Origin of the sequence: Acidithiobacillus ferridurans (assembly GCF_003966655.1) — a bacterium.
Lineage (GTDB): Bacteria > Pseudomonadota > Gammaproteobacteria > Acidithiobacillales > Acidithiobacillaceae > Acidithiobacillus > Acidithiobacillus ferridurans.
Window position 1 is genome coordinate 2,602,168 of the sequence record NZ_AP018795.1, and the last position, 26,286, is coordinate 2,628,453.

31 protein-coding genes are annotated in these 26,286 nt (G+C 53.9%); 10 read left to right on the top strand and 21 right to left on the bottom strand.

The genetic code is table 11. From position 1 onward, the window contains the following. Positions 1-6: 6 nt before the first annotated feature. From gmtY to AFERRID_RS13440, 8 genes are all read right to left on the bottom strand, one after another. Positions 7-1,392 carry a gamma-mobile-trio recombinase GmtY gene (gene gmtY, locus AFERRID_RS13400; protein ID WP_226833053.1) on the bottom strand — a complete coding sequence of 462 codons (1,386 nt, stop codon included), beginning with the start codon at positions 1,390-1,392 and terminating at the stop codon, positions 7-9. Between the two features lie 145 nt (positions 1,393-1,537). Beyond that, positions 1,538-1,945 (bottom strand): phospholipase D-like domain-containing protein, encoded by a 408-nt coding sequence (locus AFERRID_RS13405; RefSeq protein ID WP_232027593.1) that lies wholly within the window; start codon positions 1,943-1,945, stop codon positions 1,538-1,540. A gap of 283 nt (positions 1,946-2,228) precedes the next feature. After that, complete coding sequence (locus AFERRID_RS13410) at positions 2,229-2,483, bottom strand: hypothetical protein (protein ID WP_126605458.1); 255 nt, start codon at positions 2,481-2,483, stop codon at positions 2,229-2,231. A gap of 195 nt (positions 2,484-2,678) precedes the next feature. After that, the gene (locus AFERRID_RS15330) at positions 2,679-3,431 is read right to left on the bottom strand and encodes a nucleoside triphosphate pyrophosphohydrolase family protein (RefSeq protein WP_197722444.1); all 753 of its coding nucleotides are present in this window, start codon (positions 3,429-3,431) and stop codon (positions 2,679-2,681) included. 209 nt (positions 3,432-3,640) lie between these two features. Next, positions 3,641-3,952 (bottom strand): hypothetical protein, encoded by a 312-nt coding sequence (locus AFERRID_RS13425; RefSeq protein ID WP_126605459.1) that lies wholly within the window; start codon positions 3,950-3,952, stop codon positions 3,641-3,643. A gap of 44 nt (positions 3,953-3,996) precedes the next feature. Beyond that, on the bottom strand, positions 3,997-5,205 hold the full coding sequence (locus AFERRID_RS13430; protein WP_126605460.1) for a ParB/RepB/Spo0J family partition protein: 1,209 nt from the start codon (positions 5,203-5,205) through the stop codon (positions 3,997-3,999). A 1-nt stretch (position 5,206) separates the two neighbouring features. Then, positions 5,207-5,986 (bottom strand): ParA family protein, encoded by a 780-nt coding sequence (locus AFERRID_RS13435; RefSeq protein WP_126605461.1) that lies wholly within the window; start codon positions 5,984-5,986, stop codon positions 5,207-5,209. A gap of 181 nt (positions 5,987-6,167) precedes the next feature. Next, complete coding sequence (locus AFERRID_RS13440; RefSeq protein ID WP_126605462.1) at positions 6,168-6,575, bottom strand: hypothetical protein; 408 nt, start codon at positions 6,573-6,575, stop codon at positions 6,168-6,170. Positions 6,576-6,793: 218 nt separating this feature from the next. On the opposite strand from AFERRID_RS13440, the gene AFERRID_RS16275 reads away from it, so the two are divergent. Beyond that, positions 6,794-6,922, top strand: a complete 129-nt coding sequence (locus tag AFERRID_RS16275; protein ID WP_197722445.1) for a BrnT family toxin — start codon at positions 6,794-6,796, stop codon at positions 6,920-6,922. A gap of 103 nt (positions 6,923-7,025) precedes the next feature. Further along, positions 7,026-7,346 (top strand): BrnA antitoxin family protein, encoded by a 321-nt coding sequence (locus AFERRID_RS13450; RefSeq protein ID WP_126605463.1) that lies wholly within the window; start codon positions 7,026-7,028, stop codon positions 7,344-7,346. An 8-nt stretch (positions 7,347-7,354) separates the two neighbouring features. On the opposite strand, the gene AFERRID_RS13455 is transcribed toward AFERRID_RS13450, so the two are convergent. The 5 genes from AFERRID_RS13455 to AFERRID_RS13480 all read right to left on the bottom strand — a co-directional run bounded on the left by AFERRID_RS13455 (position 7,355) and on the right by AFERRID_RS13480 (position 10,654). Next, positions 7,355-7,945, bottom strand: coding sequence for a S26 family signal peptidase (locus AFERRID_RS13455; protein WP_126605464.1), 591 nt, complete (start codon positions 7,943-7,945; stop codon positions 7,355-7,357). Between the two features lies 1 nt (position 7,946). Continuing rightward, positions 7,947-8,438, bottom strand: a complete 492-nt coding sequence (locus AFERRID_RS13460) for a hypothetical protein (RefSeq protein WP_126605465.1) — start codon at positions 8,436-8,438, stop codon at positions 7,947-7,949. A 24-nt stretch (positions 8,439-8,462) separates the two neighbouring features. Continuing rightward, positions 8,463-8,678: a hypothetical protein gene (locus AFERRID_RS13465; protein ID WP_126605466.1), complete on the bottom strand. Its 216-nt coding sequence runs from the start codon at positions 8,676-8,678 to the stop codon at positions 8,463-8,465. Between the two features lie 166 nt (positions 8,679-8,844). Beyond that, positions 8,845-9,108: a hypothetical protein gene (locus AFERRID_RS13470; protein WP_126605467.1), complete on the bottom strand. Its 264-nt coding sequence runs from the start codon at positions 9,106-9,108 to the stop codon at positions 8,845-8,847. 319 nt (positions 9,109-9,427) lie between these two features. Then, the gene (locus tag AFERRID_RS13480; RefSeq protein ID WP_126605469.1) at positions 9,428-10,654 is read right to left on the bottom strand and encodes a carbon-nitrogen hydrolase family protein; all 1,227 of its coding nucleotides are present in this window, start codon (positions 10,652-10,654) and stop codon (positions 9,428-9,430) included. A 174-nt stretch (positions 10,655-10,828) separates the two neighbouring features. On the opposite strand from AFERRID_RS13480, the gene AFERRID_RS13485 reads away from it, so the two are divergent. Next, complete coding sequence (locus AFERRID_RS13485; RefSeq protein ID WP_126605735.1) at positions 10,829-11,125, top strand: type II toxin-antitoxin system RelE/ParE family toxin; 297 nt, start codon at positions 10,829-10,831, stop codon at positions 11,123-11,125. A gap of 2 nt (positions 11,126-11,127) precedes the next feature. Next, entirely contained in the window at positions 11,128-11,424 is a 297-nt protein-coding gene (locus tag AFERRID_RS13490) for an addiction module antidote protein (protein ID WP_126605470.1), read from the top strand. A gap of 563 nt (positions 11,425-11,987) precedes the next feature. Here AFERRID_RS13490 and AFERRID_RS13495 read toward each other — a convergent pair. The 3 genes from AFERRID_RS13495 to AFERRID_RS13505 form a co-directional block, all read right to left on the bottom strand. Further along, positions 11,988-12,671, bottom strand: coding sequence for a hypothetical protein (locus tag AFERRID_RS13495; RefSeq protein WP_126605471.1), 684 nt, complete (start codon positions 12,669-12,671; stop codon positions 11,988-11,990). A gap of 345 nt (positions 12,672-13,016) precedes the next feature. Further along, positions 13,017-13,307 (bottom strand): hypothetical protein, encoded by a 291-nt coding sequence (locus tag AFERRID_RS13500; protein WP_126605472.1) that lies wholly within the window; start codon positions 13,305-13,307, stop codon positions 13,017-13,019. After that, a complete protein-coding gene (locus tag AFERRID_RS13505) occupies positions 13,304-15,352 on the bottom strand; it encodes a DNA topoisomerase 3 (RefSeq protein ID WP_126605473.1) in 2,049 nt (682 codons plus the stop codon). Before AFERRID_RS13505 ends, AFERRID_RS13500 begins: the two co-directional genes overlap by 4 nt. 166 nt (positions 15,353-15,518) lie before the next feature. Here AFERRID_RS13505 and AFERRID_RS13510 point away from each other — a divergent pair, with 166 nt between their 5' ends. The 4 genes from AFERRID_RS13510 to AFERRID_RS13530 all read left to right on the top strand — a co-directional run bounded on the left by AFERRID_RS13510 (position 15,519) and on the right by AFERRID_RS13530 (position 20,415). After that, complete coding sequence (locus tag AFERRID_RS13510; RefSeq protein WP_126605474.1) at positions 15,519-15,950, top strand: hypothetical protein; 432 nt, start codon at positions 15,519-15,521, stop codon at positions 15,948-15,950. Then, entirely contained in the window at positions 15,950-16,480 is a 531-nt protein-coding gene (locus tag AFERRID_RS13515; protein WP_126605475.1) for a DedA family protein, read from the top strand. Before AFERRID_RS13510 ends, AFERRID_RS13515 begins: the two co-directional genes overlap by 1 nt. A gap of 28 nt (positions 16,481-16,508) precedes the next feature. Then, positions 16,509-17,480: a 5'-3' exonuclease family protein gene (locus AFERRID_RS13520; protein ID WP_126605476.1), complete on the top strand. Its 972-nt coding sequence runs from the start codon at positions 16,509-16,511 to the stop codon at positions 17,478-17,480. Positions 17,481-18,045: 565 nt separating this feature from the next. Continuing rightward, complete coding sequence (locus AFERRID_RS13530; RefSeq protein WP_126605478.1) at positions 18,046-20,415, top strand: SIR2 family protein; 2,370 nt, start codon at positions 18,046-18,048, stop codon at positions 20,413-20,415. A 233-nt stretch (positions 20,416-20,648) separates the two neighbouring features. Here the strand turns inward: AFERRID_RS13530 and AFERRID_RS13535 are convergent, their stop codons facing one another. Beyond that, positions 20,649-21,404: a fatty acid desaturase gene (locus AFERRID_RS13535; RefSeq protein WP_126605479.1), complete on the bottom strand. Its 756-nt coding sequence runs from the start codon at positions 21,402-21,404 to the stop codon at positions 20,649-20,651. Positions 21,405-21,713: 309 nt separating this feature from the next. On the opposite strand from AFERRID_RS13535, the gene AFERRID_RS13540 reads away from it, so the two are divergent. Further along, complete coding sequence (locus AFERRID_RS13540) at positions 21,714-21,983, top strand: site-specific integrase (RefSeq protein WP_197722446.1); 270 nt, start codon at positions 21,714-21,716, stop codon at positions 21,981-21,983. Positions 21,984-22,040: 57 nt separating this feature from the next. Here the strand turns inward: AFERRID_RS13540 and AFERRID_RS13545 are convergent, their stop codons facing one another. The 4 genes from AFERRID_RS13545 to AFERRID_RS13560 form a co-directional block, all read right to left on the bottom strand. Then, entirely contained in the window at positions 22,041-22,856 is an 816-nt protein-coding gene (locus tag AFERRID_RS13545) for a DODA-type extradiol aromatic ring-opening family dioxygenase (RefSeq protein WP_126605480.1), read from the bottom strand. A 29-nt stretch (positions 22,857-22,885) separates the two neighbouring features. Further along, positions 22,886-23,965, bottom strand: a complete 1,080-nt coding sequence (locus AFERRID_RS13550; RefSeq protein WP_126605481.1) for an alkene reductase — start codon at positions 23,963-23,965, stop codon at positions 22,886-22,888. 231 nt (positions 23,966-24,196) lie between these two features. After that, positions 24,197-24,895: a CDGSH iron-sulfur domain-containing protein gene (locus AFERRID_RS13555; RefSeq protein ID WP_126605482.1), complete on the bottom strand. Its 699-nt coding sequence runs from the start codon at positions 24,893-24,895 to the stop codon at positions 24,197-24,199. A gap of 64 nt (positions 24,896-24,959) precedes the next feature. Beyond that, entirely contained in the window at positions 24,960-25,658 is a 699-nt protein-coding gene (locus tag AFERRID_RS13560; protein WP_126605483.1) for a pirin family protein, read from the bottom strand. A 212-nt stretch (positions 25,659-25,870) separates the two neighbouring features. Here AFERRID_RS13560 and AFERRID_RS16280 point away from each other — a divergent pair, with 212 nt between their 5' ends. Further along, positions 25,871-26,206 (top strand): winged helix-turn-helix transcriptional regulator, encoded by a 336-nt coding sequence (locus tag AFERRID_RS16280; RefSeq protein ID WP_081258181.1) that lies wholly within the window; start codon positions 25,871-25,873, stop codon positions 26,204-26,206. Positions 26,207-26,286 lie beyond the last annotated feature (80 nt).

Sequence of the window (26,286 nt, forward strand, 5' to 3'; positions counted from 1 at the left end):
GATCTCCTATAACCCAATTTCGTACTGCAACGAAGACCTAGTTCCTTGCATGCGCCCACTAGCATCTCGCAAAGCTATCAGTGTTTCTCTCATGGTTGCTTGCGTGTAAACGATTTGGCTTTCCTCGGAAGCGTGATGCATGCAACGTTGGATCAGCAGCGTATCCAGTCCGCCATTTTTGAGCCGCCGTCCATATGCATGACGATGCCCGTGGGGGGTCGTACCGGCTTGCTTCCGAACAGTAAGCCCTAGACGTTCAACCGCAGCACCGTGCGCTTTAGTAAACTTGTCGATGGTGTACATGGATCCCCGTGGCTCCCGGTAGAGATTTACGAATGCGAAAGGATGGTTACGGTCAAGACACGCCACCTGTTCCAGGTATCTCAGCCAGAGATCCTTGAACCATTCTCCAAACCACGGCTGAAACCAATAGATAGTCATGTAAAATTTATTATCAAGGCGAGGATTTTTCCATCCTGCCCCTTGGCTACCCAATATTTCCGTCCGTGGAGCCAATGCATATTTTTTAGCTAGGTACTGAGCTCGATTACTTGTACGGCCCTTATTGGTCTGGTCCGTCCAATCGCTTGGCGCATATCCTTGATGGGGATGATGGACAAGAACTGTGGCGGATTTGTTATTCTCAGGGGAAGGAAATACGTCTTGGAGGTAGAGATGAAAAGGTTCACTCACCCGCAATCCGCCTCCATGCAGTAGTAGTGTGATCAACATGCCCCGATAATCGTGTTTGCCAGCCACCTTGAACCCTCTGAGTAAAAACTCCTCGAAGCGATTATCAGGAAAAGCTGGTGGCTCACTTTTGGCCACGCGCGGCATCATTTTAGGGCGTGTTCTGTACCCTGTTTGATACGGGCCAGGGTTTGCAGCCCATCCATGGCCAAGGAAAGCCTTCTCGCGGCGGTAAAGGTAAGCTATTTCATCCATTTTTCGGTCAAAAGCGTCCCCAGCGTATCTCGGATTGATGTTTTCTGCTTCTGGCCGCATTTCACCTAGCCAACCAAAAAGTTCAGACAACCGATGTATGATTTCGCCTGCATTATTAATCGAATAGGGCTGCCAGCAAAGGTTGCTAGGATCCAACCCAGTAGTGAGGTCGAAGGTCCCTGAATACAGTCGCTGGGCAAAGTTCTGGAAAAGACGATAGGAATTTGGTTCTTCTGGATTAGCGTTGACATATCGAAGGAACAAAGTAACAGCCAGCACAACCTTTTTCATCCAGGAAAGGCTGCGATTGTGGCTACGTGCAAGGCAGTAATCCAACAAAGGCCCCAAGACACCTTCAGGCGTCAGCAATACAGGGAGTTCCATGACCGCCCCAGTAGTATCAGTCACTATCTTGGCATTTACGCTGACGAAGGTCATCGCTTTCATGTAAGGCGTCTAAAACGATATTCATTCCTCATGGACATCAAACACATCAGAACCACCCCCAAGCATAACATGTACTATGTAGAATAAGATGAATGACGGTGAAGGGCAAGCAAGCATGCTTCATACCTCCCATCGGGCTTCTCACTTATTGAAATCTCTCTTCTATGTATATTTTCTTGGGGGGGATAATGCGAAAGGCGGACCAATCGAAATTGGATGTGCCTATCTCGCATTCGTGGGTATCGCACACGTACTTGGCATGGTCGAAGACGTACCGGCCCGGGGCTGCCTCAAAGCGTGGCGGCGCCCACTGCAATGCAGCACCCGTGGCCTGCACGGCGCGAACTTCTTTCTGGATCATCCAGGATTTCATGCCGTAGGGGTGCTTGTCGAGAATCACTCGCACCGCCACGCCTCGCGTATGCGCGGCACGCAAAGCGTTCAGAATAGGCCAACTGGACAGATAGTACACATTCAGGCTGATCTCGCGCCGGGCGCTGGCGATCACCTGAACGATGGGTGTGGGACCGGCATAGGGCTCTGTGAAAAGCACGAGTGTTTCCTTTCAGGATGGGATAGGGATCTGGGTCGGCATTTTCCGGGACTTCCGGATTTCAACTTTGACCGGTGACCGACTGGGAACAATACGTTCCTGGACCTGCTCCATGGGCAAATCCAGATCGCGCGGATAATGGAACCGGCCCATGTGCTCACTGGTAACCGGGCAAGCATCCTCACCGCCGCAACATAATGACCCCGGCTGGTTGACCGGCTCCTGGTTTCGCGGACGCCGCACGCCGTATTGCGGCGCGTGAATCACTTTTGTCCAATCCAAATCAAAGCCCCTTGATATATTTGAGCGAGGTTTCGTGGCACTGCGGGCAGACAAATACCTGCACGACCATCTTTTTCTCGAAGGCCTCCTCCCCGTCGCTGGCCAGTTGCCCGCCCAACATGGCGGCGCCGGCGCCCAGCACGCCAGTCAAACCACCCATACGGATGCCGTGGGTCCCCATATCCTGCATCTGTGTCTGGCAACAGGGACACTGCGCCTGCATCGCTTGCTGCTGATTTTCTCCAAATCCAAACATGATTATTCTCCATTTGAGGCTTACTGTAACGCTTCAATCCTTTGTATAAGGGATTCGGAAGCTGTGCCAACGTCAAAAATGCACAGAAAACCGGTCGCGTTATATGGCTCTGTTTCCGTCAACGACTGAATAATAGAATGCGCCGACATCCCGCTAGGGTTGGCCCAAAAACCACATCGTGATGTAGGTTATTAATCATGAATCGCTCCTTTTCAACTGAGAAAGATACTGTCGAATGGCAGGTTCTGGCTTCCAATAGCCTGGCCCCTTCAACACCTTACCGCGCTCGTCGTAAATCGGTTTCCCGTCCGCGCCAAGTTTGCTGAAATTCGATTCCATAATGATGTTCAGAATCGCCCAGTAATCAAATCCATCAAAACCTCTGGCTAACGCGGCGAAGCCCGCAACAGCGACTTCAGTGATGGCAATGGGCAAATGCCGTGGGTCGGTGCTGGTTTCATCCAGATGACGCCGCGCGTGATCGTCTACGACGCGCACGATCATCGCGAGATCCTGACCGGCTTTCTTCTGAGCCACTTCGCTTAACCCTGCTATCAGCGGATCCAGCACATCCCGTCCGGGCGCGAAGATCAAGTCTGGGAAGGCATCATACTTCAATGCCTCACTGGCACAGTACACCATCAGGTCTCCAAGCCAGTCGCACAGGGCCGTTTCGTGATCCAATGCATCCGCTCCCAGCAGGATTTCGTGGCTTTCCTCCACCTCCTCACTCAGAATGTTCTGAAACTGAGCGGGCCGGGCCGCAAATTCGGGGGTATGATCCCACGATTCCTTCCCGACCGGCATCCGATACATGCTATTGAAAGCCCGAATCGCGTTCTCAAATGTTCCTGCATTTTGCACCTTATCCAACTGAAGCTCCTTTTGCCCGTGATAAAACCCGTTTTCCAACAAAAACAGAACGCTGACGACGACAATAAACGTCATCCCCCACCGGTACAGCAATGCCCGCTGTGCGGGTTTTAGCCGATGCCGAACGTCGGCAGATAGCTTTCGACGATCTTCCAGCCATTCAGAGGCGGAATCGGATTGTGTGCAGCGTTTTTTTGACTCGCCTGCTGACGCTCCAAAGTTAACATGATGGTGCTCCTTTTGGGTTTCGCGAATGGGTATAGAACAAAGGCGGGTTAGGCCGTCTACCGGATAGGCGATTTTTGAGATTCAGACCAAACTGTTGACTTCCAGCCCCACCGCCCGCCAGCACCATGCCGCTTCTCCCGCTGGAGATAGCCTGCACGGCTTAATTCAGCCAAAAGATTCCGCAGCTTATCCTGCCCAATCCCCAGTTCCAGCCGCAGATTACCCATCTGAACCTGGCAGTTATTTGGTCTGCTCAGTAGCCGACACAGCAGGCCAAGCCCTTCAAGGCTCAACCGGCTGTCTCGCAGGGTCTGGATCGGGATGCTTGCCAAACTGGCGGGATTGACCGTTTCGGTATCATCTGTCATCCGTGTTGCCTCCGCAATCAGATCGCAAATCGCATAATTTCCCCTCAATCACTAAACGCCGATTCCAGCGCCTCGATAATTTCCGCTGCACCCATAGTTCCGGGCAGGTCGATACCCGCCCTTGCAAAGACCCGTTCCAAAAGGTCGCGCGGCAGCGTCACTGTTACCTGATTCGGAATGGTGTCCATTACCTGCGCTGAACCTTCCACTTCCGGAACTCCGTTATCTTCATACAGCGGATCGTCGCCGATGTCAGCATCACTATCCGTTTCCGTCAGGTCAATCGTGGACAACTCCACTTCTTCGCCGTTGACATCAAAAGCCCTCACTTCCTCGTTTTCCTGCTGCATAGTTGTCTCCTGTCTATCTGTATTGGTCTTGAGGTTTTCGTACTGCTCTTCTTCCCGGTCTACCAGGACACGGGAAAGCGTCTCTCCTGCCTGCAGGCTGGCGCGGATGGCGTCCAGCACGACGCGCTTGTCCTCGTCCTTCATCCACCCCTTCATCCGGCTGATATCTGTTTGTCCAATGGCTTCCAGCGGTACCCCCAGGTACTCTGCCACCGCCTGCGCCTCCTCGCTCACGAGAGAAAGCATTTGATGCGCCCACGCCTTGGATCGGCCCAGTCGCCTGCCCAGTTCGGCCAGGCTCGGCTTGGGATCCAGATAATTCATCAACTGCTTCACGGCCTTGGCCGTATCCAGCGGCGTCATATCGGTTCTGGCCAAATTTTCAACCAGCTGCATTTCCAGCAGGTCCGCGTCTGTTTCGGGCTCCAGAATCACCGCCGGAATCCGGGACAGATCATAGCCGCGACGCTGGCAGGTCTGACCGCTGTCTCGCGCGGCTATGGACGCCCGCCAACGCCGTTCACCGGCGATAATCCGATACCGGCCCGGCGCCACCGCGCGAACGGCGATGGGCTGCAATACCCCGTGTTGCAGGATGCTGGACATCAGTGATTCCAGGTCGTTGTCGGTGGCGCCTTGTGCCACCGATTCAACGAAGGTCTTGCGCGGCTGCTCAGGGTCCGGCTCGATCTCCGACAGATCCAGAAGGAACGCCAACCCAGGATCCGCCGTGACGGAAGATTCCTCGGCGAGTGTAGCCTCTTGTACCACTTCATTCCCAGAATATCGTCTACCGGGTAGACGATCAGCATTGCTTTCCCCTTGGCCGGACTCTCCCGACATCTCGGCCAGCGTGCGCTTCATCTCATCAAACAGATTCTCTGACAGGTCTACTTTTGCCACTTTACCCCTCCTTTCCTGTGTCTTCGGTCGGCACTCGGTCCATGTCCAAAATCATTTTGCACGCCATGGCCCACTTCGCCGCAGCCGCGTCTTTCGGGTCCAACTTCCAGACAGGCATTCCCTGCTTCAAAGCATTGGAGACCAGTTGTCGATTGGTCAGATGCACCGGCAATACATGTTGGCCAAATCCCGATTTGGTGATCGCGTCCACAACCATTTGCTGATTCGTGGAATTCAGCACGCGCTTGTTAATCACCAGGGACAGCCCGAGATCGACCTGCGAAGAGATTTCCCTCCAGACCTTGAGCAGCGACGTTAGCCCCTGCAACGCCAATAAGTCCGGCTCCACGGGCGCTGCCAGCAATCCGCCGAGGTAAAGTGGGGCTTGCTGCAGAACGCCTGCGGCGGGTGGCGTATCAATTACCACCACGTCAAAATCCATCTTCAGCAACCGACTCATGGCCGCCTGACCGGTTCGCAGCCCCTGCTTTTCAACGAGGTTTGCGTGCTGATGCCCTGGCAATATCTTGAGATTCCCAAACCGGGTATCCAGAAACCCCGGTTCCGCGTCCTCGTCCCATAGCTCGATGATCGATGGGCCGCCTTCAGGTGTATGTGGCTCGCCCGTCGTGATAAACGTTGCATTGCGTTGGCCGTCCATATCCACGAGTAGCGTTTTTTTTCTGGCCGCCATGGCCGCATAAGCGGCGATGTGAACAGCGAGGCTGGTTTTACCCACCCCGCCTTTCTGGTTTGTCACGGTAATGATCTGTGGTGCCATTTCCAACTCCTAACCATAAATTAAGAACCTCAGAGAACCCTTTTTCTTTCAGGACGCGAAATGGTGTGGCAACCCACGCGCGGAGCGCGGCGAACACGCCAAAGACACGCAAAAGACCTCAAAGAATGTCAGCACGAGAACTGGCAGAACCATCACTGCAAATGCGACATAAAAAGCGACGTTAACCACGTGGACTACCATCTCGTAGCGATTTCCGCCGCTCCTGCTCAGACAGTGGCGGGTACAAAATCCATGCATACCAATACAACATCGTATAGAGCACATCCGGCAGGCTGACGCCCTGCTGTTGGCTGACGACCACCAGGCGGTCGGCCAGTTCAGAAGGAAGCCGCACATGCACCGCTGCCCATTCTGGGTCTGCCGTGATCGGGCGGTGCCCGTCCCGCCACCGCAGCCCTTTTTCCCATGCTTCTTCAGCCAAAAAGCGCGTGGCACAATCATCAAAGGCTGCGCGCAAGGACATCCCCTGAACAAACGCCAGCGCCTGGATGTATAGGTGCATCTTCACGGGGATGACCGCCGAGTCACCCCCGTAGGGCATTCCGTTAAAAAGCGATGATGTCAGCATGTTTCCCCGACGATTGAGCGTTTCGTGAACGGGTATAGATCAGAGGCGGGTTAAGTCGTCTACCCGGTAGACGATTTTTAGGAGAAGCGTTTTCTCGGAAGGGGTTTTTCAGGCAAGTCGTCTACCGGGTAGACGATCATTTGAGGAAATCTCATGAGCCGCCAGGGCAGGGCTTGATGTAACCACAAAGCGCACCTACAACAGAGGCACGATGGAATTTGAATGGGACGCCGACAAGGGCGGCACGAAACCTGAGAAAACACGGCGTTTCCTTCGAGGATGCCGAGCTTGTTTTTTACGACCAGGGGCGGATCGAAGCCTATGACGGACGTGAGGACTACGGGTAAGATCGTTGGGCCACGATTGGCCTTGCCTATTCCGCTGTCCTGTAGGTGGTTTACACCGTTCGACACGAGGACACCATCCGCCTTATTTCTGCGAGGAAAGCAAATGCCGACGAAAGAAAGCAATATCGTGAAGCGAACTCTTGACCTCAAGAAGTCGCCGCAATTGAGCGCTGAACAGAAGGCGAGATTGGACGCTGTTGCCTCGATGCGGGACAAGCAAATCGACTACAGCGACGCTCCCGCTTTGCCTGATGCTGTCTGGATGAAGGCGGCAACGGAGTTGCCCCACACCAAAAAACAAATCACGCTTCGCATTGATGCCGAAGTGTTGGAGTTCTTCAAGCACACCGGCAAGCGGTATCAGTCGCGCATGAATGCCGTTCTGCGCTCCTATGTTGAGGCGCACAAGGCGCACGCGAAATAATGAGCCATTTAATCGCCCTTATGGAGCCAGAACTGGCTTCCGTGTATCGTCCACCAAGGTGCCGCTCGTTGCAGAATGTGGGATTCGGCGACGGGTCCATAATAGCTCGAATCGAAAGCATAGTTCCCAGGCGCATAGAGCCACACTTGACCACGCTGCAGGTGATAGGTGCCGAACGGGTAATGGATGATCTGGGCGTGATGATCGGGCGTCCAGCGGTTGACCCTTGAGTTCGGCAGCGTGTGGCCATCCACCTGGACCCCCGACCTTGATAATGCCACGGTTTGCCCTGGAACAGCGGCGATACTTTTTACCCACGGCTGCCCAGCCGGAAACCAGTGATCCTTTAATCCTTCCGCGACCGCCGCGTGATGGGTGGGGCCGGGAATCTCGACCTCGACGAGCTCCCCGTCATGCAACGGATAGGGCGACCCGAGCAGTTTATAGATGCCGATGGGCTCGCAGGTCGAGTCATTGAAAACCAGATGCGCGTATTGCATCCACAGTCCTATAGCAGCGGATAGTACCAAGACGCCGATGATCGCCCACAAGGTCCACCAGAGTAGGCGCTTGGAGAGGGAAACCAGTTTAACGTTCATATTACACGGCGCCGTTTTCATGCTTCACCATGCGCTCCGGCAACAAGTCGAGAATGGCCATGGACGTGCGCCACGCCAGCGCATGGACGTTCGTGTCCGACAACCGCTCGGTGATTTCCGTCCATTTTTCAGAAAATGGCAGACACATCGCTACTTGCGTTGCCGCCATTACCCCTTGTTTGTATCCGTCTGGAAAACCGTCTTCCATCAATGCGCCCGTGTGCGTCATTTCTTCGGCCCCGCGCTGATAGGCCTGAGCAATAGCCGCGTCGAGGTGCGCATCGTTCATGCCGCGAGCTGCGATCTGTTCTAGCAGTGCAGGCATCACTTGATGGATCGCGAGATTCATCGCCTTGAGCCGTGCGGATTCTGACGGCTGCGAGGTGATATAAATGGATTCGGAAAATGCCTCATTCAAATGAGTGGCGATGACAATCATCAGGCTTTCCGCTACGCCATCTATTACTTCTCTATCCACTTCAGGTTGATCCATGCCTGGCCCTCCAATAGCAATAAATTAACGATGTTTACGAATATGCTTTGCATGACGGCTTTCCAGAAAAAGCCTTGCAGGTACAATCAAGAGTCGGAACGGCATAAAGAAAATCTGCTCGACATGGGTAACACCCCATAGCGCATACTCTCCTACCTTGCGCGGCCATGGCCTTGCAAAAAAGCCGATGAGCCAGGCGTCTAGCCGCAGGACGCTGGCGGCAACTTTCTCTTTAACCATGCAACCTCCGGATTTTCGGTATTCTCCAGACAACAGGCTTCCCACAACTTTTCCGTTTCGACCGATTTCAGTACCCTACTGGGCAATTTTGAATCCAGTCGAAAGCAATACGGGCGGCGCTCGAATAGGCTGGATGCCTTACTGAAGTCATGCGCCTGCACTTCCGTCATTCCGTAGCCCGACGCCGCAAAGCCGTGATCGCCTCCTCCAGAGAGGCTTCCAAAGTAGCAATGTGCTGTTCAGCCGGAATCCGCGAATAATCCGCAGAGAGCACCTTTTCCCATTTGGCAATCCGCTGTTGCACGGTGAGGGGACGGGCCAGGTGTGTCTTGAGCAGATCCTTGAGTCGTTCACGGCGCTTGTCATCCAGGGAATCCAGAACGGACTTCCAGGCAAGCAATGGATCGCAGGAATCTGATGGGTTTCCCATGGAAACTCCTGCCTTCATAGGTCCCGCAGATGTCTATCGAACTGACGGCACATGCGACCAAGGCGGCTGTTGCTGGCCGCATATCTGGGCCTGTATTCCTCCACCATACGTTCCGCGCGTTCCGCCAGGTAATTTTCTCCCTGGCTGGACAGGACAGCCCGCTCTACCGCAGCTGCCGACACACCGAAGTGTTGCGACGCCCGCTGAAGCACTTTTCTTTTGGGCATGTCCGTACTTACGAAGACCCAGCAGGCCCAGGCGCATGCGTTTGATAGAGCCATGGTTTTCGTCTGACCAGACTTCTTCATCCGTTCCCTCGTCATTGATTGACCGCAAACAACACCGGCGCTCCAAAAAACGCACCCCAAGCTTTCGCTGATGCGCGCTGAATGGCCGGAATGTCCGTCCCGCGCGCCCACCAGTCATTGGCCGGGGCCAACAGGATTTGTATTCCTTGTGGGTATAGATCAAGGGCGGGCCAGATCAGCAGTTGCTCATAACAGATGAGGTATCCGGCTTTTTTACCCGCTATCTCCGTCGTTTCCGGTTTCCCGGAAAACGGAGCCATTCGGAAGCTTCCGCGTGGGCGCCACGGGTGCCACATCGAGAAGGGCACAGGGATATGATCCGGCAGCATCGTCTGGTGACCATTCTGGATTTTTACCAGCGCATCCATGTAACCTGTGCCACGCGGAACGGCGGTACCCAGCAGCACCGTTTGCTCCGGGTGTTTTGCGGTATATTGGATGACCGGACGCCAGATGGACCGCGTTCCCGGCAGCCAAGGTCCGGCTACGGTTTCTGGAAGCAAGACCACCTTATCGCCTGCGCGCAAATCCACCAGAACCTTCGGTGCCAGTTTCATCGACGCATCCACATAGGACAGGTCCGAGCGCAAGCGCTCCAGATTCGTGTTGATACCCACCCAGCCAGCGGGAACCGTCTGCGATGGTGGCAACACGAAACACTGGTAGCCGCACAGATAGAAGACGCCCACACTCACAACAAACAATGCACGGCGCCCGTCACGACCCTGCTCGTCCACAACTTCATTACCGGCCCAACGCCCCAAGGCATAAATCATCCCGACCATCAGGAAAATACCAAACCATCCCTCCGGCAAAACCCCGATCCACGGTGAGGTCCAGCCGATTACCCCAATGGGCGGCAAGACTGTCGAAACCGCAGAGGTGATGATGGTCGCAGCAACCGCACTAATACCGCCACCGGTAAAGAGCGAAGCAATGCGTGAGTAAGCCAGATAGGGCAGGGCGAAAACCAGCGAAGACAACATCCAAAATCCCACCCCTTGAAGCAGCCCCGCGTGTGGGAAGAATACGGCGGTGCCGTGAATCAATCCGTAAGTGGTTGCCAAGTGGTAGCACAGCATCAGCAGGAATGGGTACAACCAATGCCGCTTGGCCACGAGCGGCAAGCACAATAGTAAAAGCGGGGCTATCCAGATGGCGTTTGGCCATGCAAGGACACCTATTCCTGCGCCGATGGCGGGTATGGCGAGGGGGAATAAGCGTGTGCGAAGTAACATGAGGAGTAATCTCCAGATCGTCTACCCGGTAGACGATGATTCATCTACCACGACGGGGTATAGATCAGGAATGGGTCAGCAGACGAGATGGAATCGTCTACCGGGTAGACGATTGGAAAAGCATGGAAATAGAAGTTTGGCCTTTAGTAGTTTATGAACTACAATCACCCTGCGATGGTTGAGATCAAGCAGACAGAGACCTTCAGAAAATGGTGGATGAAGCTCAAAGATGAACGAGCTCGCGGTATCGTGGCCGGTCGTCTGGATCGGCTCGCTTACGGCTTGATCGGCGACGCGGAGCCAGTGGGGGAGGGGGTAAGTGAGTTACGCATCCACTATGGCCCTGGATACCGTGTTTATTTTCAGCAACGGGGGAGCATGATCATCGTCTTGCTCTGCGGTGGCAACAAGAGCACGCAAGCGAAGGACATCAAGGTGGCGAAGCGCCTGGCTGCTGAATGGAGTGAATGACCATGAGTGAAAAATTGTCTACTTTTGACCCTGCCGAAGGGCTGACATCAGACGCGGCCATCGCAGCCTTCATGGCCGATGCGTTTGAATCTGCAGACGCCGGCTACATTGCGCACGCGCTGGGCGTCGTGGCCCGCGCCAAGGGAATGGCTCAGATCGCTGGGGAAACTGGTCTTTCTCGTGAACAGTTGTACCGCTCATTCAGCGAGCGCGGCAATCCGACGCTCAAGACCACGCTGGCAGTCATGAAGGTCCTGGGGATTGAACTTACGGCAAAAACGGGTTCACAGGGCCGATAATGGCCGTCCATATCGATAAGGAATAAAGCGCCTACCCGGCAGATGATTGCCGTGAAGCGTTATCCCCGCAATCCACGGGCCGAAGCTCAGACAACGAAGCGGGGTCCAACCGGACCCCCGGCGGCAGGCTGGGTTGTGGTCGGCAAGCCGGTACGTGTACCGGCTGGTTCGGCACATCCGAAGCCGTCCACACGACGGCGGAGCTGCGGAGATAACGCGGCCATATGTCCTGCGGGAGGAAAAGCGGGGATCATCTACTGGGGAAACGATTTTGTGAAGCCGGGGGGTCGTCTACTCGGTGGACGGCACCCATCGCGTCGTTTTCCCGGAAAACGGCATCGTCTTCCGAGAAAACGCTAATATTACCCCTTCTTTATCTTGCGTTACATATTTCGGTGTTTTTTGGCATTTTCGTCTACCCGGTAGACGTTTTTTTGAAGCAGCATTTTCCCGGAAGACGCAGCCGTTTTCTCGGAAGAAGGTTTTTTTGGCGAATCGTCTACCCGGTAGACGATTTTACGGAGAAGCGGTCAGCGGGGAATTGCCATTGTGAGCGGAATCGTCTACCCGGTAGACGACTCAGAGAGCAGTAATTGGTATTCAAGCCACCAGGCGTACCTGCCGCCGATCAAAGCTCCGGCCCATCGAACCAGAGGGATGATGCTCACAACCAATACACTGGAAAGGACGAGGCCCTGTACGGCCAGACCAGCCAGCCCCGACAGCATGAGCTGTAGTGCCAGTGAATATAGCGGGAAGAGCACGTTGAAGATCGCGGCGACGATTCTCCAAAGATTGCCATCAATAGGATAGAAAAACGTCGGCTTCATCTTTGCCAAATCGGGGTGAGTGCTCTCGAACAAGGCAAGCCAAGCGAGCCGCTCGCCGTCGTTCGAGCACATTCCAAGTAGCCTTCGCCTCACGGACGAATCGTTATATGCGCGTGGAATAGCCAGCAAGAGGAAACCCATCTCGAATGCCAGAAAGACCAGAAGCGTCAAATGCAAAAACAGCGTCAGAGCGAAAGCGAGCACCCAGATCAACCAGAGAACGCTCCCAACAAAGAACAATGGAACATCCCAGCGGGTCATCACCCGCAAAGGTATGCAGGCAACCTGCGGAGGATGCCGAAAGTCTGCCCACACTATAAGTGGAATCCTCCAAAGTTCGGAAAGCACAGGTTTGCTCACTCGTCGTACACTCCAGACCGCAACGATGGCGGCTACCAGCCAAGCCAGGATTTCCATGGTATCTACAAGCCCTCCAGCGAGAAAGGATCAATCCCAGACTGGTATAGATCGGTGAGAGGTTTTCAAACCTGAATTGGGTCAGGCTCCTCGGTAGACGATTTTTGACAGCGAAGATCAGCCCAGCGTCTACCGGGTAGACGATTTCCTTGAAGCGTTATCCCCGCAATCCACGGCCCAGGGTCCACGCAACGAAGGGGCCACCCAGCCCCGGGGGCAGCGTGGATTGTGGTCGGCAAGCCGGAACGTGTGCCGGCTGGTCAGGCGCAAGCCTGAGCCATCCACAAGGTGGTGGAGTTGGGGATAAGATGGCTGGCGATCTGCGGGGCCCAAAACCTGATTCGTCTACCGGGTAGACGATGTGGAATGCCTTTCAAGCAGACCTCGTCCGATCTTGAGTGCGGAGTCGATATTTGGCGTCTCCAGTGTGAAGTGATACACCATGCTCTCGACCTCAAAGAGGATTGAGAGAAAATCATCTGAGCAGGCGTCGTGAATGATTTCCGCCACACGATCCACCCGCTCATCCGCGAATGGTTCGCAACTTTGGGCCACAGCAAACCCGAGATGGCCAAGCACTTTTCGCGCAAGCAGCACGTCCGAAAAACGCGGCCCTTGCGTTTCGTTCCCGCTCATCTCGCCTCCCACTTGGTCCCGAGCTTCTTGTCATCCTGTTTGTCTGGCCACCAGCAAGACTGACAGCCTTCGCATTTGAAAAATGCGCTACCTTTCTTGGTCGCCAGCGTTACGGTCGGTTTTTTGCAGGCAGGGCAGGGGGGTCCGGCTTTTGTTGTACCTCTTGCTTTTCCTTTCCCAGCAGCTCCCTTGCCACGGGTGCCTGTGGTGGGATTTGCCTGCCCAACGGCAACGGCTGCCACTTTGGCCGCATCGATCATACGCGCAACAAATTTGCGCTGCGCGTCTTCGAACTGCTGTAACGACAGCCGCCCGTCGGAAACACTTGAAAGGGCATCTTCCCATCGGGCGGTCAGAACGGGATCCGTCAAGTCCTTTGGTAATGCGCGAACCAGAGCGCGTCCGGTCTGCGTGGAGAGTACCTGCTTACCCTTGCGTTCCAGAAACCCTCTGCAAAGCAATGTTTCAATGATGCTCGCTCGTGTGGCCTCTGTACCCAGACCGGATGTTTCCTTGAGCTTGGCTTTCGCTGCTTCGTCTTCGACCACTTTATGAATGTTGCTCATGGCCTCGATCAGGGATCCATCCGTAAACCGTGGGGGCGGCGTGGTCTGCTTCGCTTGAACATCCGAGTCCTGAACGGTCAGCACCTGTCCGTTCTTGAGGTTGGGTATCGGCTGGGCGGGCGCATCGTCACCATCCTCTTCGGTCATCCCATAGACGGCTTTCCATCCGGCAGAGACGGGAATTTTTGCCGTCGCCTTCCAGTTGTCGCCGGAGCATGTCAACAGGGCCTTGATCGCCCGGTACACATAGGGCGGATAGAACTGTGCGAGATAGGCGCGGACAATAATTTCATAGACCTTGGCCACCATAGGACTCATTGAACCTTGCATGGAGCCCGTCGGGATAATCGCGTGGTGTGCCGTCACCTTGCCCGTATTCCAAATAGCCGATTTCCGGCTGGACTCGGCGGCCTTCACGAGATCCGCAAAACCCGCTTTTGCGAGACCATACAAAACCTGCTTGGCGTCCCCGTGCTGTTCTTCGGGGAGATAGCGGCAATCCGTCCGGGGATAGGTCGCCGCCTTGTGCTCCTCATATAATGCCTGGGCTGCATCCAAGACGTTCTGTGCCGACATGCCCAGCTTGGCGGAGCAGACCTTTTGCAATTCAGCCAGAGAGAACCCCAAGGGCGCCGCCTGCTGCTTTTCAGCGCTGGTGAACTCCTTAACCATCGCCTTACCTTCCGTCTTGGCCTGCGCTGCCAGCCGGTCAGCGGCTTTACGGTCGGTCAAATAACCTTCGGCATCGACGCCCTCAAAATCTTCCCGTAATTCCCATGTGGCCCAGAATCCAGTGTTTATCCTGGGAACGTAGTAATCCTTGGGCTTGAAGTGCTCGATCTTCTCATCGCGGGCCACGACCAGTGCCAAGGTCGGTGTTTGGACTCGCCCAACGGAGACAACGCCGGCACCACTGTTGCGCAGCGTGAACGCACGGGTGAGATTCATGCCCATGAGCCAGTCCGCGCGGGCGCGGGCTTCGGCAGAATTCCGGAGATTCTGGTAGTCCTGATTGTCTTTCAGATTTGCCAGCGCCTTGCGCACGGATTGTTCATCCAATGCGGCCAGCCAGATACGTTGCGTCGGGCCTTTCCAGTGCAGTTCTTCCAGCACTTCATCTACCAGCAATTGTCCCTCTCGATCCGGGTCGCCAGCGTTGACAACCGACGAGGCTTTTTTGAGCAAGTCCCTAATGACTTTGATCTGAGCTTTTGCATCATCCTTCGCCTTTTTCTTCCATTGGACTGGGAATATAGGGAGATCCTCAACGCGCCATTTCTTTTTTCCTTTCGGCGTTTTTGGGACATCATCCGGCGTGTAAAAGTCTGGTTCTTCCTGCTCGAAAATGTGCCCAAAGCACCAAGTCACGGCAATGTCCGATCCGCACTGGATGAATCCGTTGCCCTTGCTCTTTGAACCAGGTAAATACTCCGCGATCCCTTTGCCCAAGCTGGGCTTTTCCGCAATATACAGTTTCATTAGGCCCCTCATCGTCTACCGGGTAGACGCACAGCGTCACCCCAACAAGAGGGTATAGATCGTTGTTGGGTCAGTTACTGGGACTGATTGGCAGGGACGTGGGGACTGGATTTCTGTTTTCAGGCATAATCAGACTGCCGTAACCACTAACCAGAAGGATACCTTCATGAATATTGCCGCTATCGACCAGCAGTACAATCAGCTTCAGCAGGAGGCACAGGGCGTTTCACAGGCGCTGCAGGCGCTTGCAGCGAAACTCAAGGCAGCCAGCGACGGCGGCAACCAGGACGCCCGCGAATGGCTTCTGGATCTTCGCGAGTTGGCGATGAACATACAAACTGAGCAGCAGCAGGTCATGTCTGTTATGCAGGCCGTACATGGTGCCGTTCAGGCAGAACAAAATAATAGCTATGGACAGCCCCAGTCCGGCGCCTGGCAACCCACCTACCCACAGGCACCCAATCAACAGGGCTTCCTACAACAGCAGCAGAGCGGCGGTGGATTCCTTTCGGAGTTCATGAGCTCAGGTTTTGGGCGGGCCATTGAGATGGGCGCTGGATTTGGGATAGGGGATGACCTAATCAACCGAATTTTTTGATGCTGCACTGGTTCCTGACGACGCTGGCTAACCTGATCCATGCGGCCAGTCCCATCCTCAAGTCCTACGGGCTGCCGGCGGTGTTTGCGTTGCTGTTCATCGAGAGTGCGGGGGTGGTCTTTGCGCCCGGTGAAGCTATGATTGTCGCTGCTGGATTCCTCGCGGCCAGGGGTCTGTTTCCGGTCTGGATCGCACTTCCACTGGCCATGCTGGCCGCCACTCTTGGCGGTTACGCAGCCTATGGCCTGGGTGGCCGTTATGGGTACAAGGCATTGCTGCGTTATGGCCGCTACGTAGGTATCATGCCGCCTATGTTGGATAAAACGCACCATTTCTTTCAGCGCTTCGGTGCCCCGGTTGTTCTGGTCGGGCGTTTCATCGTGCCGCTACGCCAACTGCAAGGGTATCTGGCCGGCGCGGCGGAGATGGGATTCCAGCCATTTGCGATCTGGAGTGCGATGGGTGCCATTCTTTGGGTGATGGCATGGGGCGGAGGAGCATTTTTGCTGGCAGGAAGTATTCCTTCATGAATTGTCTTTCGGGTACAAGGGAAATTCTGTGTCACATATCCTATTGATCGACGGGAATAACATCGGCTACGCCAGCATGTATGTTCCCGCATTGTCCAAGCTGTCCCATAACGGCATGCAGACCGGCGGCATTATGGGCTTGGCGCAGTCCGTGATGCGGATCGTCAAGCTGTTCCCGGGTGCCGTGCCGGTCGTGCTCTGGGACGGCCATGCCGCGTGGCGCAAGGACCTTTGCCCGGAGTACAAGGAGAATCGCAAGGACACCCCCGAAAAACGCGCCGTAGCGGATGCCTGGCGTCAGCAGCAGCCGTGGGCCAGCGCCTTGCTGATGCAGATGGGAGTGACCCAGATGCGCTCCCATGATGCGGAGGCGGACGATCTGGCGGGACGGCTTTGCATGGATCGGTCGGCTCTTGAAGAATATGGGGTAGGGCACGTCACGATGGTTTCCGGGGATACGGACTGGTGGCAGGCCATCTCCGAAAATGTGGACTGGTTCACGCCTATCACTGATAAAAATATGACGCTGGAAATGCTGGACACGGACGCCGCCAAGGATGGGCCATATCTGGGGCCAGACGAATACTTGCTCGCCAAGGCTATTGCCGGTGACAGTTCAGATAACATTCCTGGTGTGCCTGGCGTGGGGATTGCTACAGCCACCAAACTTCTGCGCTTGCACGGTGGACTGGAAGGCATCCAACAGGCGGTGGACTCGGGCACTGCCAAAGACAAAAAATCGTTAGCCGTAGCGAGCATGCTGGAAACGATTGTGCGCAACCGATTGATCATGGATTGGAAAATGTCCCCGTCTGCCAAGGAGTCCGCCAGTATTCTCCGGCTGTCCTTTGATGCAGAAGAATGTCGGGCACTCTGTGCGGAATTCGGATTGGGCAGGCTTTCAGATAGACTGGTAGAAGACAGCGAATGGGCTGCAGCAAACTCTGAGCAGCAAGAGCGAGTTTCGCAGGTCATCGATTATTGTGAGGCTGTGGCCTAGAAAACAAAGGAATCTGGATGCAATCATCAGCAGCGAAGGTGGATGGCCGGGCAACAAGCAAAGTGTTTTGTGGAGATTGCCAACATTTTCGATCGGGAAAAGAGCCTATGAGCCTCGGGTTGTGCGAAAAGACCCTGCAACGAACGCTGTATGTTGAAGAAACCCGAACACGGGCACCAGATCGCCAGGGATTGCCACCGGATACCAATGAACGAAATGGGTATGAGGCCTGTTTCCCGAGTGCACCACGTATCTGTGCTCAATATCTCAGTCTATAAAGGTTACAGAGACGGAATAGGTAGGGTAGATCTCTCCACAATATCAAAACTGAACCGTGCCGGGTTTAGTGGAGCCTTTGCGGTGGGAATGGACACGGACTAAGACACCAGATCTGAACGACTAGGAAGCAGCGAAAGCGGACCTTCACATACAGTGTGGGAAGGACTATTATTGGGGCTGGAGCAGACAGGGTGTCACCGATACCTGACTCGCCGCAGTGGGTCGGCAAGCGACCATTGGAGGCTTGGTATTATGGCGGACGTCCTAAATAGCCATGAGACCGCATATGAAGATCGATAATGAGGACACTTTCAAGAGCCACCTGCAGAAGGGCATTAACCTCTTCTTAGGTGCAGGTTTCTCTGTCGAGGCGAAAGGTACGTTTGAAGATAAGCCTACAGCCATGCCTGTCGGCGATGGTCTCAGGAAGGAAATACTCAAAACATTTAGTCGAGATGAAAATTCACGGATGTTGCTTCCGCAACTGTGCCAGATCATCTCAAAAACGCAACGCGATGAACTAAATGACTTCCTAAGAAAACGATTTTCAGTAGTCGAATTTAGCAATCTGTATGGCAATCTTGAGCGAATTAACCTTAAGGCCATATTCACGACCAATATAGACGATCTAATTTTTAAGATATTCGGCGAAAGTCAAAAATATTATGTTAACGATATTTCGTTGCGCGGCCCATCAATTGTAGGTTCGAGCGCAATCGACTATATAGCGCTACATGGATCAGTGATCCATCCCCCATCCGAAGGATTCGACTTTTCCCCCATAGAAATTGCCTCCAGCTTTGAGCGCGATAAAGATAAATGGTTTGGATACATTGGCCGAGTGCAACAGACGCCAACGCTTTACTGGGGATACAGCATAGCAGATGCCGGCGTCTTGCAGGCTCTGGCGAAAGAAACAGTAAGCGGACGAGAACGTGCTCCCGCGTGGGTTACGCTCAGAGCCGAAGATGATGAAGACATCGAGTATTACTCGGCACTGGGCTTTCAAATCATCATTGCAGAAACAAATGATCTACTAAGGTACATCGGCCAGATCAAGGTCGAAAAGGCAGCAGTTTCACCCAGGCGCCTAATTGATAAGAGATTTTCAGAATACCTGATTCCAGCAGTCGATAAGGTGCCAGTTCGCACCTTGGCCGAGTTCTACCTTGGAGCCGAGCCAACCTGGTATGATATTTTCCTGGGTGGCTTACACAAGACCAAGCATTTCAGCGTAGCGCAGAACTCAATCGCAGGAGGCAATAATTGCCTTTTGATCGGGGCAGCAGTGACGGGTAAATCAACGCTCTTACGGTTGCTCGCCAATAGCATTTCCGACCTCGGTCAGCCACTTTTTATTGAAGAACTTACTTCCGAGAAGGCTAAACTACTAAGAAAGGCTATTGACGCTGAAGGCGTGAAGGTCGTAGCCATTGTTGACAATGCCGCTGACGCTTGGGAGGCGATAGCAATTCTGGGTGCAAGCGACAACGTGCAAATTGTCGCAGCGGAGCGAGATTACATTTTCGATAGCGTTGCGCACCGATTCCCACGTGGCAAATTCGAAATTTTTGACGTGTCTGGCCTTTCGAGACTAGACGTCCAGGCGATCCTAGACAAGATTCCTTCGGGAGTTCAACGGCAATTTTCTAAGAAGTTTCGTGACCCCCTGCGCGCAGACGTTGACCCCACCTTTTTTGAGGTTTTGGATTCAAGTATTGCTGGTCACTTATTGGCAGATAGATTCATTGAGGCACTAAAGGAACTGAAACTAGAAGCGCCGGAGAAACACGATCTACTACTGCTCTCCTGTTACCTTTATTCCTGCAGAGTCCCAACGTCTGTGGACGTAGCGAGTTCATTCCTCTCGAATGTAGTTGGGGATCCGGGCGAGGTCTATAAACTACTAGTCAGCATGAGTTCGCTGCTGTCACCTTATGAAGGTAGCTTTGCTGAAACAGAGCAAGCCTTTTTCGTGCCCCGATCACGGTCGGTTGCTGAGGCAGTAATGAAGCGTGTCGGATCAATCGATCTTCGCCGTTTACTCATCCAGTTCCATTCTGAAGTATCCCCGACAAAAATCCCGCGATATGACATATTCCGTCGAATGGCCTACGACGCGAACCTAACCAGTCGAGCATTTCCAAAATGGGAAGATGGACTCGATTTCTACGAAAAGTGCTTTGATCGGGACGACTCTCACTCATTTAAACAGCAGGGAGCTATCTATCTATCTCGAAAGAAGCAGTACTCTCTGGCATTCAAGTGGGTCGACGACGCCATGGCTATCGCGGGCAGACAGGTAGCATCGGTTAAAAATACCTATGCAGTTATTATGTTTAACGCAAACTATGATAAACCGGCTTCTTTGCGTGAGGTTTTAACAACTCTTGATGAGAGCATGCAGATTCTGCAAAAGTGCTACACGGAGGACCTACGCAAAGTCTATCACGCAAAGGTCTTTGCTGATCAATCCGTTAAATATGCAAATAAATTTCCAGATTCGCCACGCGCGTTGGAGTATCTGGATCAAGCAAGCACGTGGCTCAATGCCGAACTTAGGTCACGGCAGGGAGACAGGGCGATTAACCAGTTACTGCGCGACCTAAAGTCGAAACGACGTAATCTAACTCACCAGAACGGCTCTAGCCGGTGACGCAACAAGTATGAGCGAGGAACGCCAGCATCGTTGGAACTCGTCAGCGAAGGCTGATGTACTATAACATTGAGCGACCGTATTCCATCATTCCAAGGGCGGCTTAGAGTCGGATGATGCCATTTGCTTTCCCCTGCTAAATGTCTGCAATCAGTCTGCTGCCGACCAACAAACAGGACTCAACGGCGGCAGGGTAGCGGGAGCAGTCCGCAAGTACGCTGGCGTCGGCTCAGTCATGGATGCGTAGGCTCCCATAAAGGGAGCGCACGAGCCTGAATCCCTGGATGGAGATGGTGCCGATTATGAAACATAGTCGCCCGCACCAGAGTTCGTCCATAGAGCAGCTCGGCTAGCACCTGGAATACTCGGGGCAGTTTCAGGCTGTAGGACCCCGGCTGACCTCCGCGCACGTGAAGCAGGTAAAAAAATGAAAAGTCCCCCAAAGCGTATACTAGCCGCAAGGGGATCCAGAACCAGAAAAAAGACCAACCACCCACTAAAAGACAAGTGCCAAAAATTCCAGCTCGCCACCAGAAGTTTGGTGAATGTTTCAGAATTCCATGAGTCAGTCTTGTCCAGCGGAAAAATGATTGCTCAGGTACGGTTAAGGCACCCAAGGCCCCCCGCCATGGCCCTCCAAGTATGTGATATGCATCAGGATCTGTAGGCGTCGCTGGGTGCCGATGATGCCGGAAATGAATTTGCCTGAATTCGTCGTAGCCTAAAGCAAAAGGCGTGAACGGCAAGGGCATCAATCTTGTGATGAAATCTATCTGTTTGGCATTTCGTAAATGAAACAGCTCATGGGTATAGATCATCCATCGGGGCAACAAAAGCAGCACGATTACCACCAGTATCCAGTCTGGCATCAGTTTTGCCGTGATAGTCCCGTAGGCACCAAACAATAGCAACACAATGGCCAAACTTCTAAACTGGTAACGTCGCACGTCGGCAGTGCTGGCGACATATGAATCTTTAGTAATTGTCATGGCAGGGGGCTACCACATAAGCAGAGATGCACAAATTTAACCATCCGATCGATGTGTCACAAGGGTTGCCAATTCTGCAGCACGTATTTATTGGCGTGTCACTCATCATATTTCTCCAGATAAGCAGCATTTAGTGGCATGAGGCTCGCGGACGATAACGTCAGCAAGCCATATGATCAACGTCTATGTAGATGAATGCCTGTTGAATGATATTCGACCTATTCAATGACCGCAATCAGTCTAATACCGCCCTTTCCGGCAATGATGAGAGAATGACGCTCTACCTTGCCTCATATGGGAGATTGTGTCATGCAAACCAAAGACCGTTCAACCTCTCCGTCCTCCGCACCCTGGAATAAGGGCAAGATCGTTGGCCAAAAACGTCCTTTCAAGTTGCAAGAGGTCTGGGCTATCCGAATTCGTCTGCAGTGGGCGTCCAGAACCCGTGACCTTGCGCTTTTCGACCTTGCCATCGACAGCAATCTGCTTGGCTGTGATCTGGTGGCCGCGTGCCCCGCACCCGCCTTTTGGGCCGATACCGAAGACCCATCTTGCAAAAACACCACCCGATTCATTTGACCCAGATTTGTCGTGCCATGTCGCCACCCGGGTCGGCAAGGGGGCTAAACACTTCAGTCATCCAAATTGAACACCGGAGAACGTCTTGCCGAACATTTGTTCGCGGTAAGTGATTTTTCCAGCATCCTCACCAGCCGCTCCGGCGGCCACCATCAAGGGAATAAGGTGTTCGCTGCGCGGATGGCAGTCCAGTGCGCCGGGCGCCTCAGTCCAGCCACTCAACAAACGTTCACGCTCTGCTGAGGATGATCTGATAGCAGCACCCAACCACGCATCGAATTGTTCGGATGCCTCACTGGCCGTTGCTTTGGTCGAAAAGAATTCGCGCAGATTGTGATAGCTGTTTCCACTCCCCACGACCAGCACGCCCTCGTCGCGCAAGGGCCGTAGGGCGTGCCCGATGGCCAAATGTTCGGCAGCATCAAGGTTGTGTTTCAGCGACAACTGCACGATAGGCACATCCGCATCTGGATAAATCAGTTTGAATGGCACAAAAACGCCGTGATCCAGTCCGCGTTGATGTTCTGCATCAGCAGATATACCGGCCTGTCCAAGTAGTTCACGCACTCGTGCTGCGACAGAAATCGAACCGTGTGCCGGATAAGTCAGGCGATAGGTATGATCGGGAAAGCCGTAATAATCAAATAGCAATGTATGTTGTTCTGCCATCAGCACAGTAGGCGCCGCACACTCCCAATGCCCGGAAATCACTAACACTGCACGCAGACGTTGTCCGATCGCAGCAGGAATGCCACGCAAGTAAGCAGCCAGGTTATCCCACAACCCTGCCGGAAATCCAGGAGGTGGCTCCATGAAGAAGCAAGGCCCGCCACCATGGGGAATGAACAGGGTCGGCAATCGTTGATTAGTCATTTCAGTATCGTTACCTCTCTTCACCCCGATCAACCCAGCGTCGGGTAATCCGTATATCCTTTGGCTCCGGGCGTATAGAACGTACTCATATCCGGCGTATTCACCGCAGCGCCGGTCTTCCATCGTGCGACCAGGTCCGGGTTGGCGAGGAACGGTCGGCCCACGGCGATCAGATCACATCTTCCCGCGGCAAGATCGCTCTCTGCGCGTGTGGCATCGTAACCGCCGGAGAGGATCAGCGTTCCCTTGAATAATTTGCGGAACGTCGCCTTCATGGACGCAGGTACTGGCGGCGCACCCATGGACGAGTGGTCTACCAGGTGGATGTAGACCAGCCCGCGTACGTTGAGTTGTTGCGCCAGCCAAGTGTAATCCGCCTCCATCGCGTCATACAGCGGCATATCGTTGAACACGCCGAACGGCGACAATCGTATGCCGACCTTGTCCTTGCCGATCGCCTTGGTCACCGCGTCAGCGACTTCGAGCACGAAGCGTGCGCGGTTCTCGATAGCGCCGCCATAACGGTCGGTGCGCTGGTTAGAGTTCGGGCGGATGAACTGTTCGAGCAGATAACCGTTCGCGCCGTGCAGTTCGACGCCGTCGAATCCCGCCGCCACCGCATTCTTTGCGCCTTGGGCGAATTCCTCCATCGCGGTCTTGATGTCAGCCTCGGTCATCGCCTGCGGCATGGCATTCGGTTTCATGCCCTCGGCATCGGTGTATATATCCCCGGCCGCTACCACGGCCGACGGCCCGAGCACGCGGGCGCCCGCAGGCAGGTTGAGCGGATGGCCGATGCGCCCGCAGTGCATGAACTGGATGAACATCTTCCCGCCCTTGGCGTGAACCGCATCAGTGGCGAGTTTCCAACCCGCAACTTGCTGGGCAGAAAATATCCCCGGTATGCGCGGATAACCCAGCCCATTGGGAGACGGCGAGGTGCCTTCGGTGATAATGAGCCCCGCAGTTGCTCGCTGTGCGTAATACTGTGCCATGAGCTCGTTCGGGATATTGCCGGTGGCGCGGTTGCGCGTCATCGGTGACATGACGAAGCGGTTCTTGAGTTGTAGTTTGCCGAGTGTGGTGGGGGTAAACAGAGTAGTAGTCATGTTATTCTCCTCGGTAATTTTTAGATCAAACGATTATAGTTGACTCTAATTTAGGCATGCATGAACTTGAGCACTCCCAATAAAACCTGAACGACCACGGACAGCGCAAACGACAACTTCGGCCGAAACTATCCAGCATGTTCGATCAAGAGCTACAAAGCCAGCTACGCTTTATTGTGAGAAACGCGGCATAATCGGTTTCCTATAACTTGGTGAATCATTATTATAGACTCAGGTTGCATCATCAAATCCGATCGATACGTGTGAGCCATCGCAGAAAGGCTTGTTCCGGGAAGCACCACATCGGCACAAGGTCATTCGGTTGCGTATCTCGTAAGCGAAGCCATCGGCTCCGACCAATTGCACACCACCACGTAACCATGCGGGTCCAGAACACGCCTTTGAAGGGTCTTCAATGAGCGCTATGGATGGCACATATTCTGGCTCAATCGGTTTTCCAGCATTATTGTCCCAGGCAACTAGCCGCCCAGATGGACAGTCACAGCTCTGGCTTACGAAGTGCTTTTTTTTCTGTGGATTATCTGTTTCGTAGACGAGGTTCCATACTTGTCCATTCGGATCACAGAAGCGCGCGAACGCGCACAAACTCTCAACATCCATTAAGGACAGATTCGGGCCTCGAAAAATCCTGGCCTGATCTTTATAAGATTGGCGAGTGGCAGTTTCTGTGCCATCAAAATCGGCTTTTAAATGTAAACCATCGCAAAATGGCTTGTTTTTGCTGTAGCCACAACGACATAATGCATACTGTTCCTGGTAAGGATATTTCGGACCCAACTCCCAGCGCACGGATTCTCTGGTAACGTTTGTGCCGATAATCTCCTTGCTTAGCGGTACGGCTCCCGAGACAATATAGGGGCCGTTCTTTGTGATTTGAACTTGCGCGCTCGTGGCTTTACTCTGACTCATCCGTACACCTCCAATTAGTTTTCACGGTGAAACACCCTTTGGAAAGCTGCGACACCGGTTGCACTCAGACCAGGTCAAAGATCAGAACTTCTGCTCCTGGCGCCCCTGTCACCAGGATGGAGGATTCATTCGTGATACCCGCACCATTGCCGACATGGAGGAGCTGACCGTTGACTTCAGCCGTACCCGATGTCAGCTGCAGATAAGCGCGGCGACCGGGCGCCAACATATGAGTCACGCTGCTGCTTTTTTCCAGCACACTCGAGTAGATGCGGATATCCTGATGTACGGTGACCGAACCGTTGTGTCCGTCTGGAGACGCCAGAAGGCATAAGCGGTTGCGTTTTTCGTTGATGGCAAAATACTTCTGCTCATAGCTTGGAGCCAGCCCCAAAGCCTCGGGCAGGATCCAGATCTGGAGAAAATGCACTGGATCGCTTTGCGACGGGTTATACTCGCTATGGGTAACACCCGTTCCTGCACTCATTCGTTGCACATCGCCAGGGCAGATGATCGAACCGTTCCCCATACTGTCGCTGTGTTTCAGTGTTCCTTCCAGCACGTAGCTGACGATTTCCATGTCACGGTGGCCATGTGTTCCGAAGCCTTGCCCCGGCTGCACGCGATCTTCGTTAATGACGCGCAGGTTACCGAACTGCACATGATCAGGATCATGATACCCGGCAAATGAGAAGGTATGATAGCTTTCGAGCCAGCCATGTTTGGCATGCCCGCGATCTTCGCTCTTGCGGATTTCGATCATCGGTTTCCTCCGTAGGCCAATGCCCATAAAGTGAGTAGCACATTGAGCTTGAGTTCGTGCTTCTTCCACCGCAGGAAGCGTCGGCGGAACCTACTTTCAGAGTTTAGCCTATGGTGGACCAGTAGTCTGAACTCATGAGGGAAAGTATGCGCTGGGCAGCATCATCTAGCTAGTAGATTCCCACAGGATACTTAGTGTAATATTGCTCCTCTATGGATAAACACCGACCTAGACGCCCTCCACCCCCCGAAAACTGCCCGCTGGACACATGCTTGCGACTGCTTTCTGGAGCGTGGACGCCCAAGGTGCTTTGGTACCTTTGTGACGAGCCCAGACGTTTTGGGGACTTGCGCCGCGACATTGGCACGATCACTTCGAAGGTGCTTACCACTCGGTTGCGAGAGATGGAAGCCCTTGGCGTCGTCGCAAGGGAAGTCATTCCAAGCTCGCCACCACAGGTATCATATAGCCTGACCGCACTCGGGAGAGAACTGGAACCAGTGCTTGAGGCCATGGCACGAGTGGGAGAGAAGCTGGGTGGTAGATAACAAACGGCCTACCCCGTGATAGCGTGTCTCAGCCCTTTTTCTCGGCCTCCTGTGGGCATTCCCCTTGTCTCCTGGAGATC

Excerpts from the sequence above, each read along its gene's own strand:
- AFERRID_RS13510 (WP_126605474.1), top strand. The coding sequence starts at position 15,519 with ATGAATATTGCCGCTATCGACCAGCAGTACAATCAGCTTCAGCAGGAG.
- AFERRID_RS13425 (WP_126605459.1), bottom strand. The coding sequence starts at position 3,952 with ATGACAGATGATACCGAAACGGTCAATCCCGCCAGTTTGGCAAGCATC.
- AFERRID_RS13490 (WP_126605470.1), top strand. The coding sequence starts at position 11,128 with ATGAGTGAAAAATTGTCTACTTTTGACCCTGCCGAAGGGCTGACATCA.
- AFERRID_RS13515 (WP_126605475.1), top strand. The coding sequence starts at position 15,950 with ATGCTGCACTGGTTCCTGACGACGCTGGCTAACCTGATCCATGCGGCC.
- AFERRID_RS13550 (WP_126605481.1), bottom strand. The coding sequence starts at position 23,965 with ATGACTACTACTCTGTTTACCCCCACCACACTCGGCAAACTACAACTC.
- AFERRID_RS15330 (WP_197722444.1), bottom strand. The coding sequence starts at position 3,431 with ATGACGTTTATTGTCGTCGTCAGCGTTCTGTTTTTGTTGGAAAACGGG.
- AFERRID_RS13495 (WP_126605471.1), bottom strand. The coding sequence starts at position 12,671 with ATGGAAATCCTGGCTTGGCTGGTAGCCGCCATCGTTGCGGTCTGGAGT.
- AFERRID_RS16280 (WP_081258181.1), top strand. The coding sequence starts at position 25,871 with ATGGATAAACACCGACCTAGACGCCCTCCACCCCCCGAAAACTGCCCG.
- AFERRID_RS13535 (WP_126605479.1), bottom strand. The coding sequence starts at position 21,404 with ATGACAATTACTAAAGATTCATATGTCGCCAGCACTGCCGACGTGCGA.
- AFERRID_RS13465 (WP_126605466.1), bottom strand. The coding sequence starts at position 8,678 with ATGGTTAAAGAGAAAGTTGCCGCCAGCGTCCTGCGGCTAGACGCCTGG.
- AFERRID_RS13480 (WP_126605469.1), bottom strand. The coding sequence starts at position 10,654 with ATGTTACTTCGCACACGCTTATTCCCCCTCGCCATACCCGCCATCGGC.
- gmtY (WP_226833053.1), bottom strand. The coding sequence starts at position 1,392 with ATGAAAGCGATGACCTTCGTCAGCGTAAATGCCAAGATAGTGACTGAT.
- AFERRID_RS13450 (WP_126605463.1), top strand. The coding sequence starts at position 7,026 with ATGCCGACGAAAGAAAGCAATATCGTGAAGCGAACTCTTGACCTCAAG.
- AFERRID_RS13435 (WP_126605461.1), bottom strand. The coding sequence starts at position 5,986 with ATGGCACCACAGATCATTACCGTGACAAACCAGAAAGGCGGGGTGGGT.
- AFERRID_RS13500 (WP_126605472.1), bottom strand. The coding sequence starts at position 13,307 with ATGAGCGGGAACGAAACGCAAGGGCCGCGTTTTTCGGACGTGCTGCTT.
- AFERRID_RS13440 (WP_126605462.1), bottom strand. The coding sequence starts at position 6,575 with ATGCTGACATCATCGCTTTTTAACGGAATGCCCTACGGGGGTGACTCG.
- AFERRID_RS13555 (WP_126605482.1), bottom strand. The coding sequence starts at position 24,895 with ATGAGTCAGAGTAAAGCCACGAGCGCGCAAGTTCAAATCACAAAGAAC.
- AFERRID_RS13505 (WP_126605473.1), bottom strand. The coding sequence starts at position 15,352 with ATGAAACTGTATATTGCGGAAAAGCCCAGCTTGGGCAAAGGGATCGCG.
- AFERRID_RS13460 (WP_126605465.1), bottom strand. The coding sequence starts at position 8,438 with ATGGATCAACCTGAAGTGGATAGAGAAGTAATAGATGGCGTAGCGGAA.
- AFERRID_RS13560 (WP_126605483.1), bottom strand. The coding sequence starts at position 25,658 with ATGATCGAAATCCGCAAGAGCGAAGATCGCGGGCATGCCAAACATGGC.
- AFERRID_RS13485 (WP_126605735.1), top strand. The coding sequence starts at position 10,829 with ATGGTTGAGATCAAGCAGACAGAGACCTTCAGAAAATGGTGGATGAAG.
- AFERRID_RS13410 (WP_126605458.1), bottom strand. The coding sequence starts at position 2,483 with ATGTTTGGATTTGGAGAAAATCAGCAGCAAGCGATGCAGGCGCAGTGT.
- AFERRID_RS13545 (WP_126605480.1), bottom strand. The coding sequence starts at position 22,856 with ATGACTAATCAACGATTGCCGACCCTGTTCATTCCCCATGGTGGCGGG.
- AFERRID_RS13455 (WP_126605464.1), bottom strand. The coding sequence starts at position 7,945 with ATGAACGTTAAACTGGTTTCCCTCTCCAAGCGCCTACTCTGGTGGACC.
- AFERRID_RS13530 (WP_126605478.1), top strand. The coding sequence starts at position 18,046 with ATGAAGATCGATAATGAGGACACTTTCAAGAGCCACCTGCAGAAGGGC.
- AFERRID_RS13470 (WP_126605467.1), bottom strand. The coding sequence starts at position 9,108 with ATGGGAAACCCATCAGATTCCTGCGATCCATTGCTTGCCTGGAAGTCC.
- AFERRID_RS13540 (WP_197722446.1), top strand. The coding sequence starts at position 21,714 with ATGCAAACCAAAGACCGTTCAACCTCTCCGTCCTCCGCACCCTGGAAT.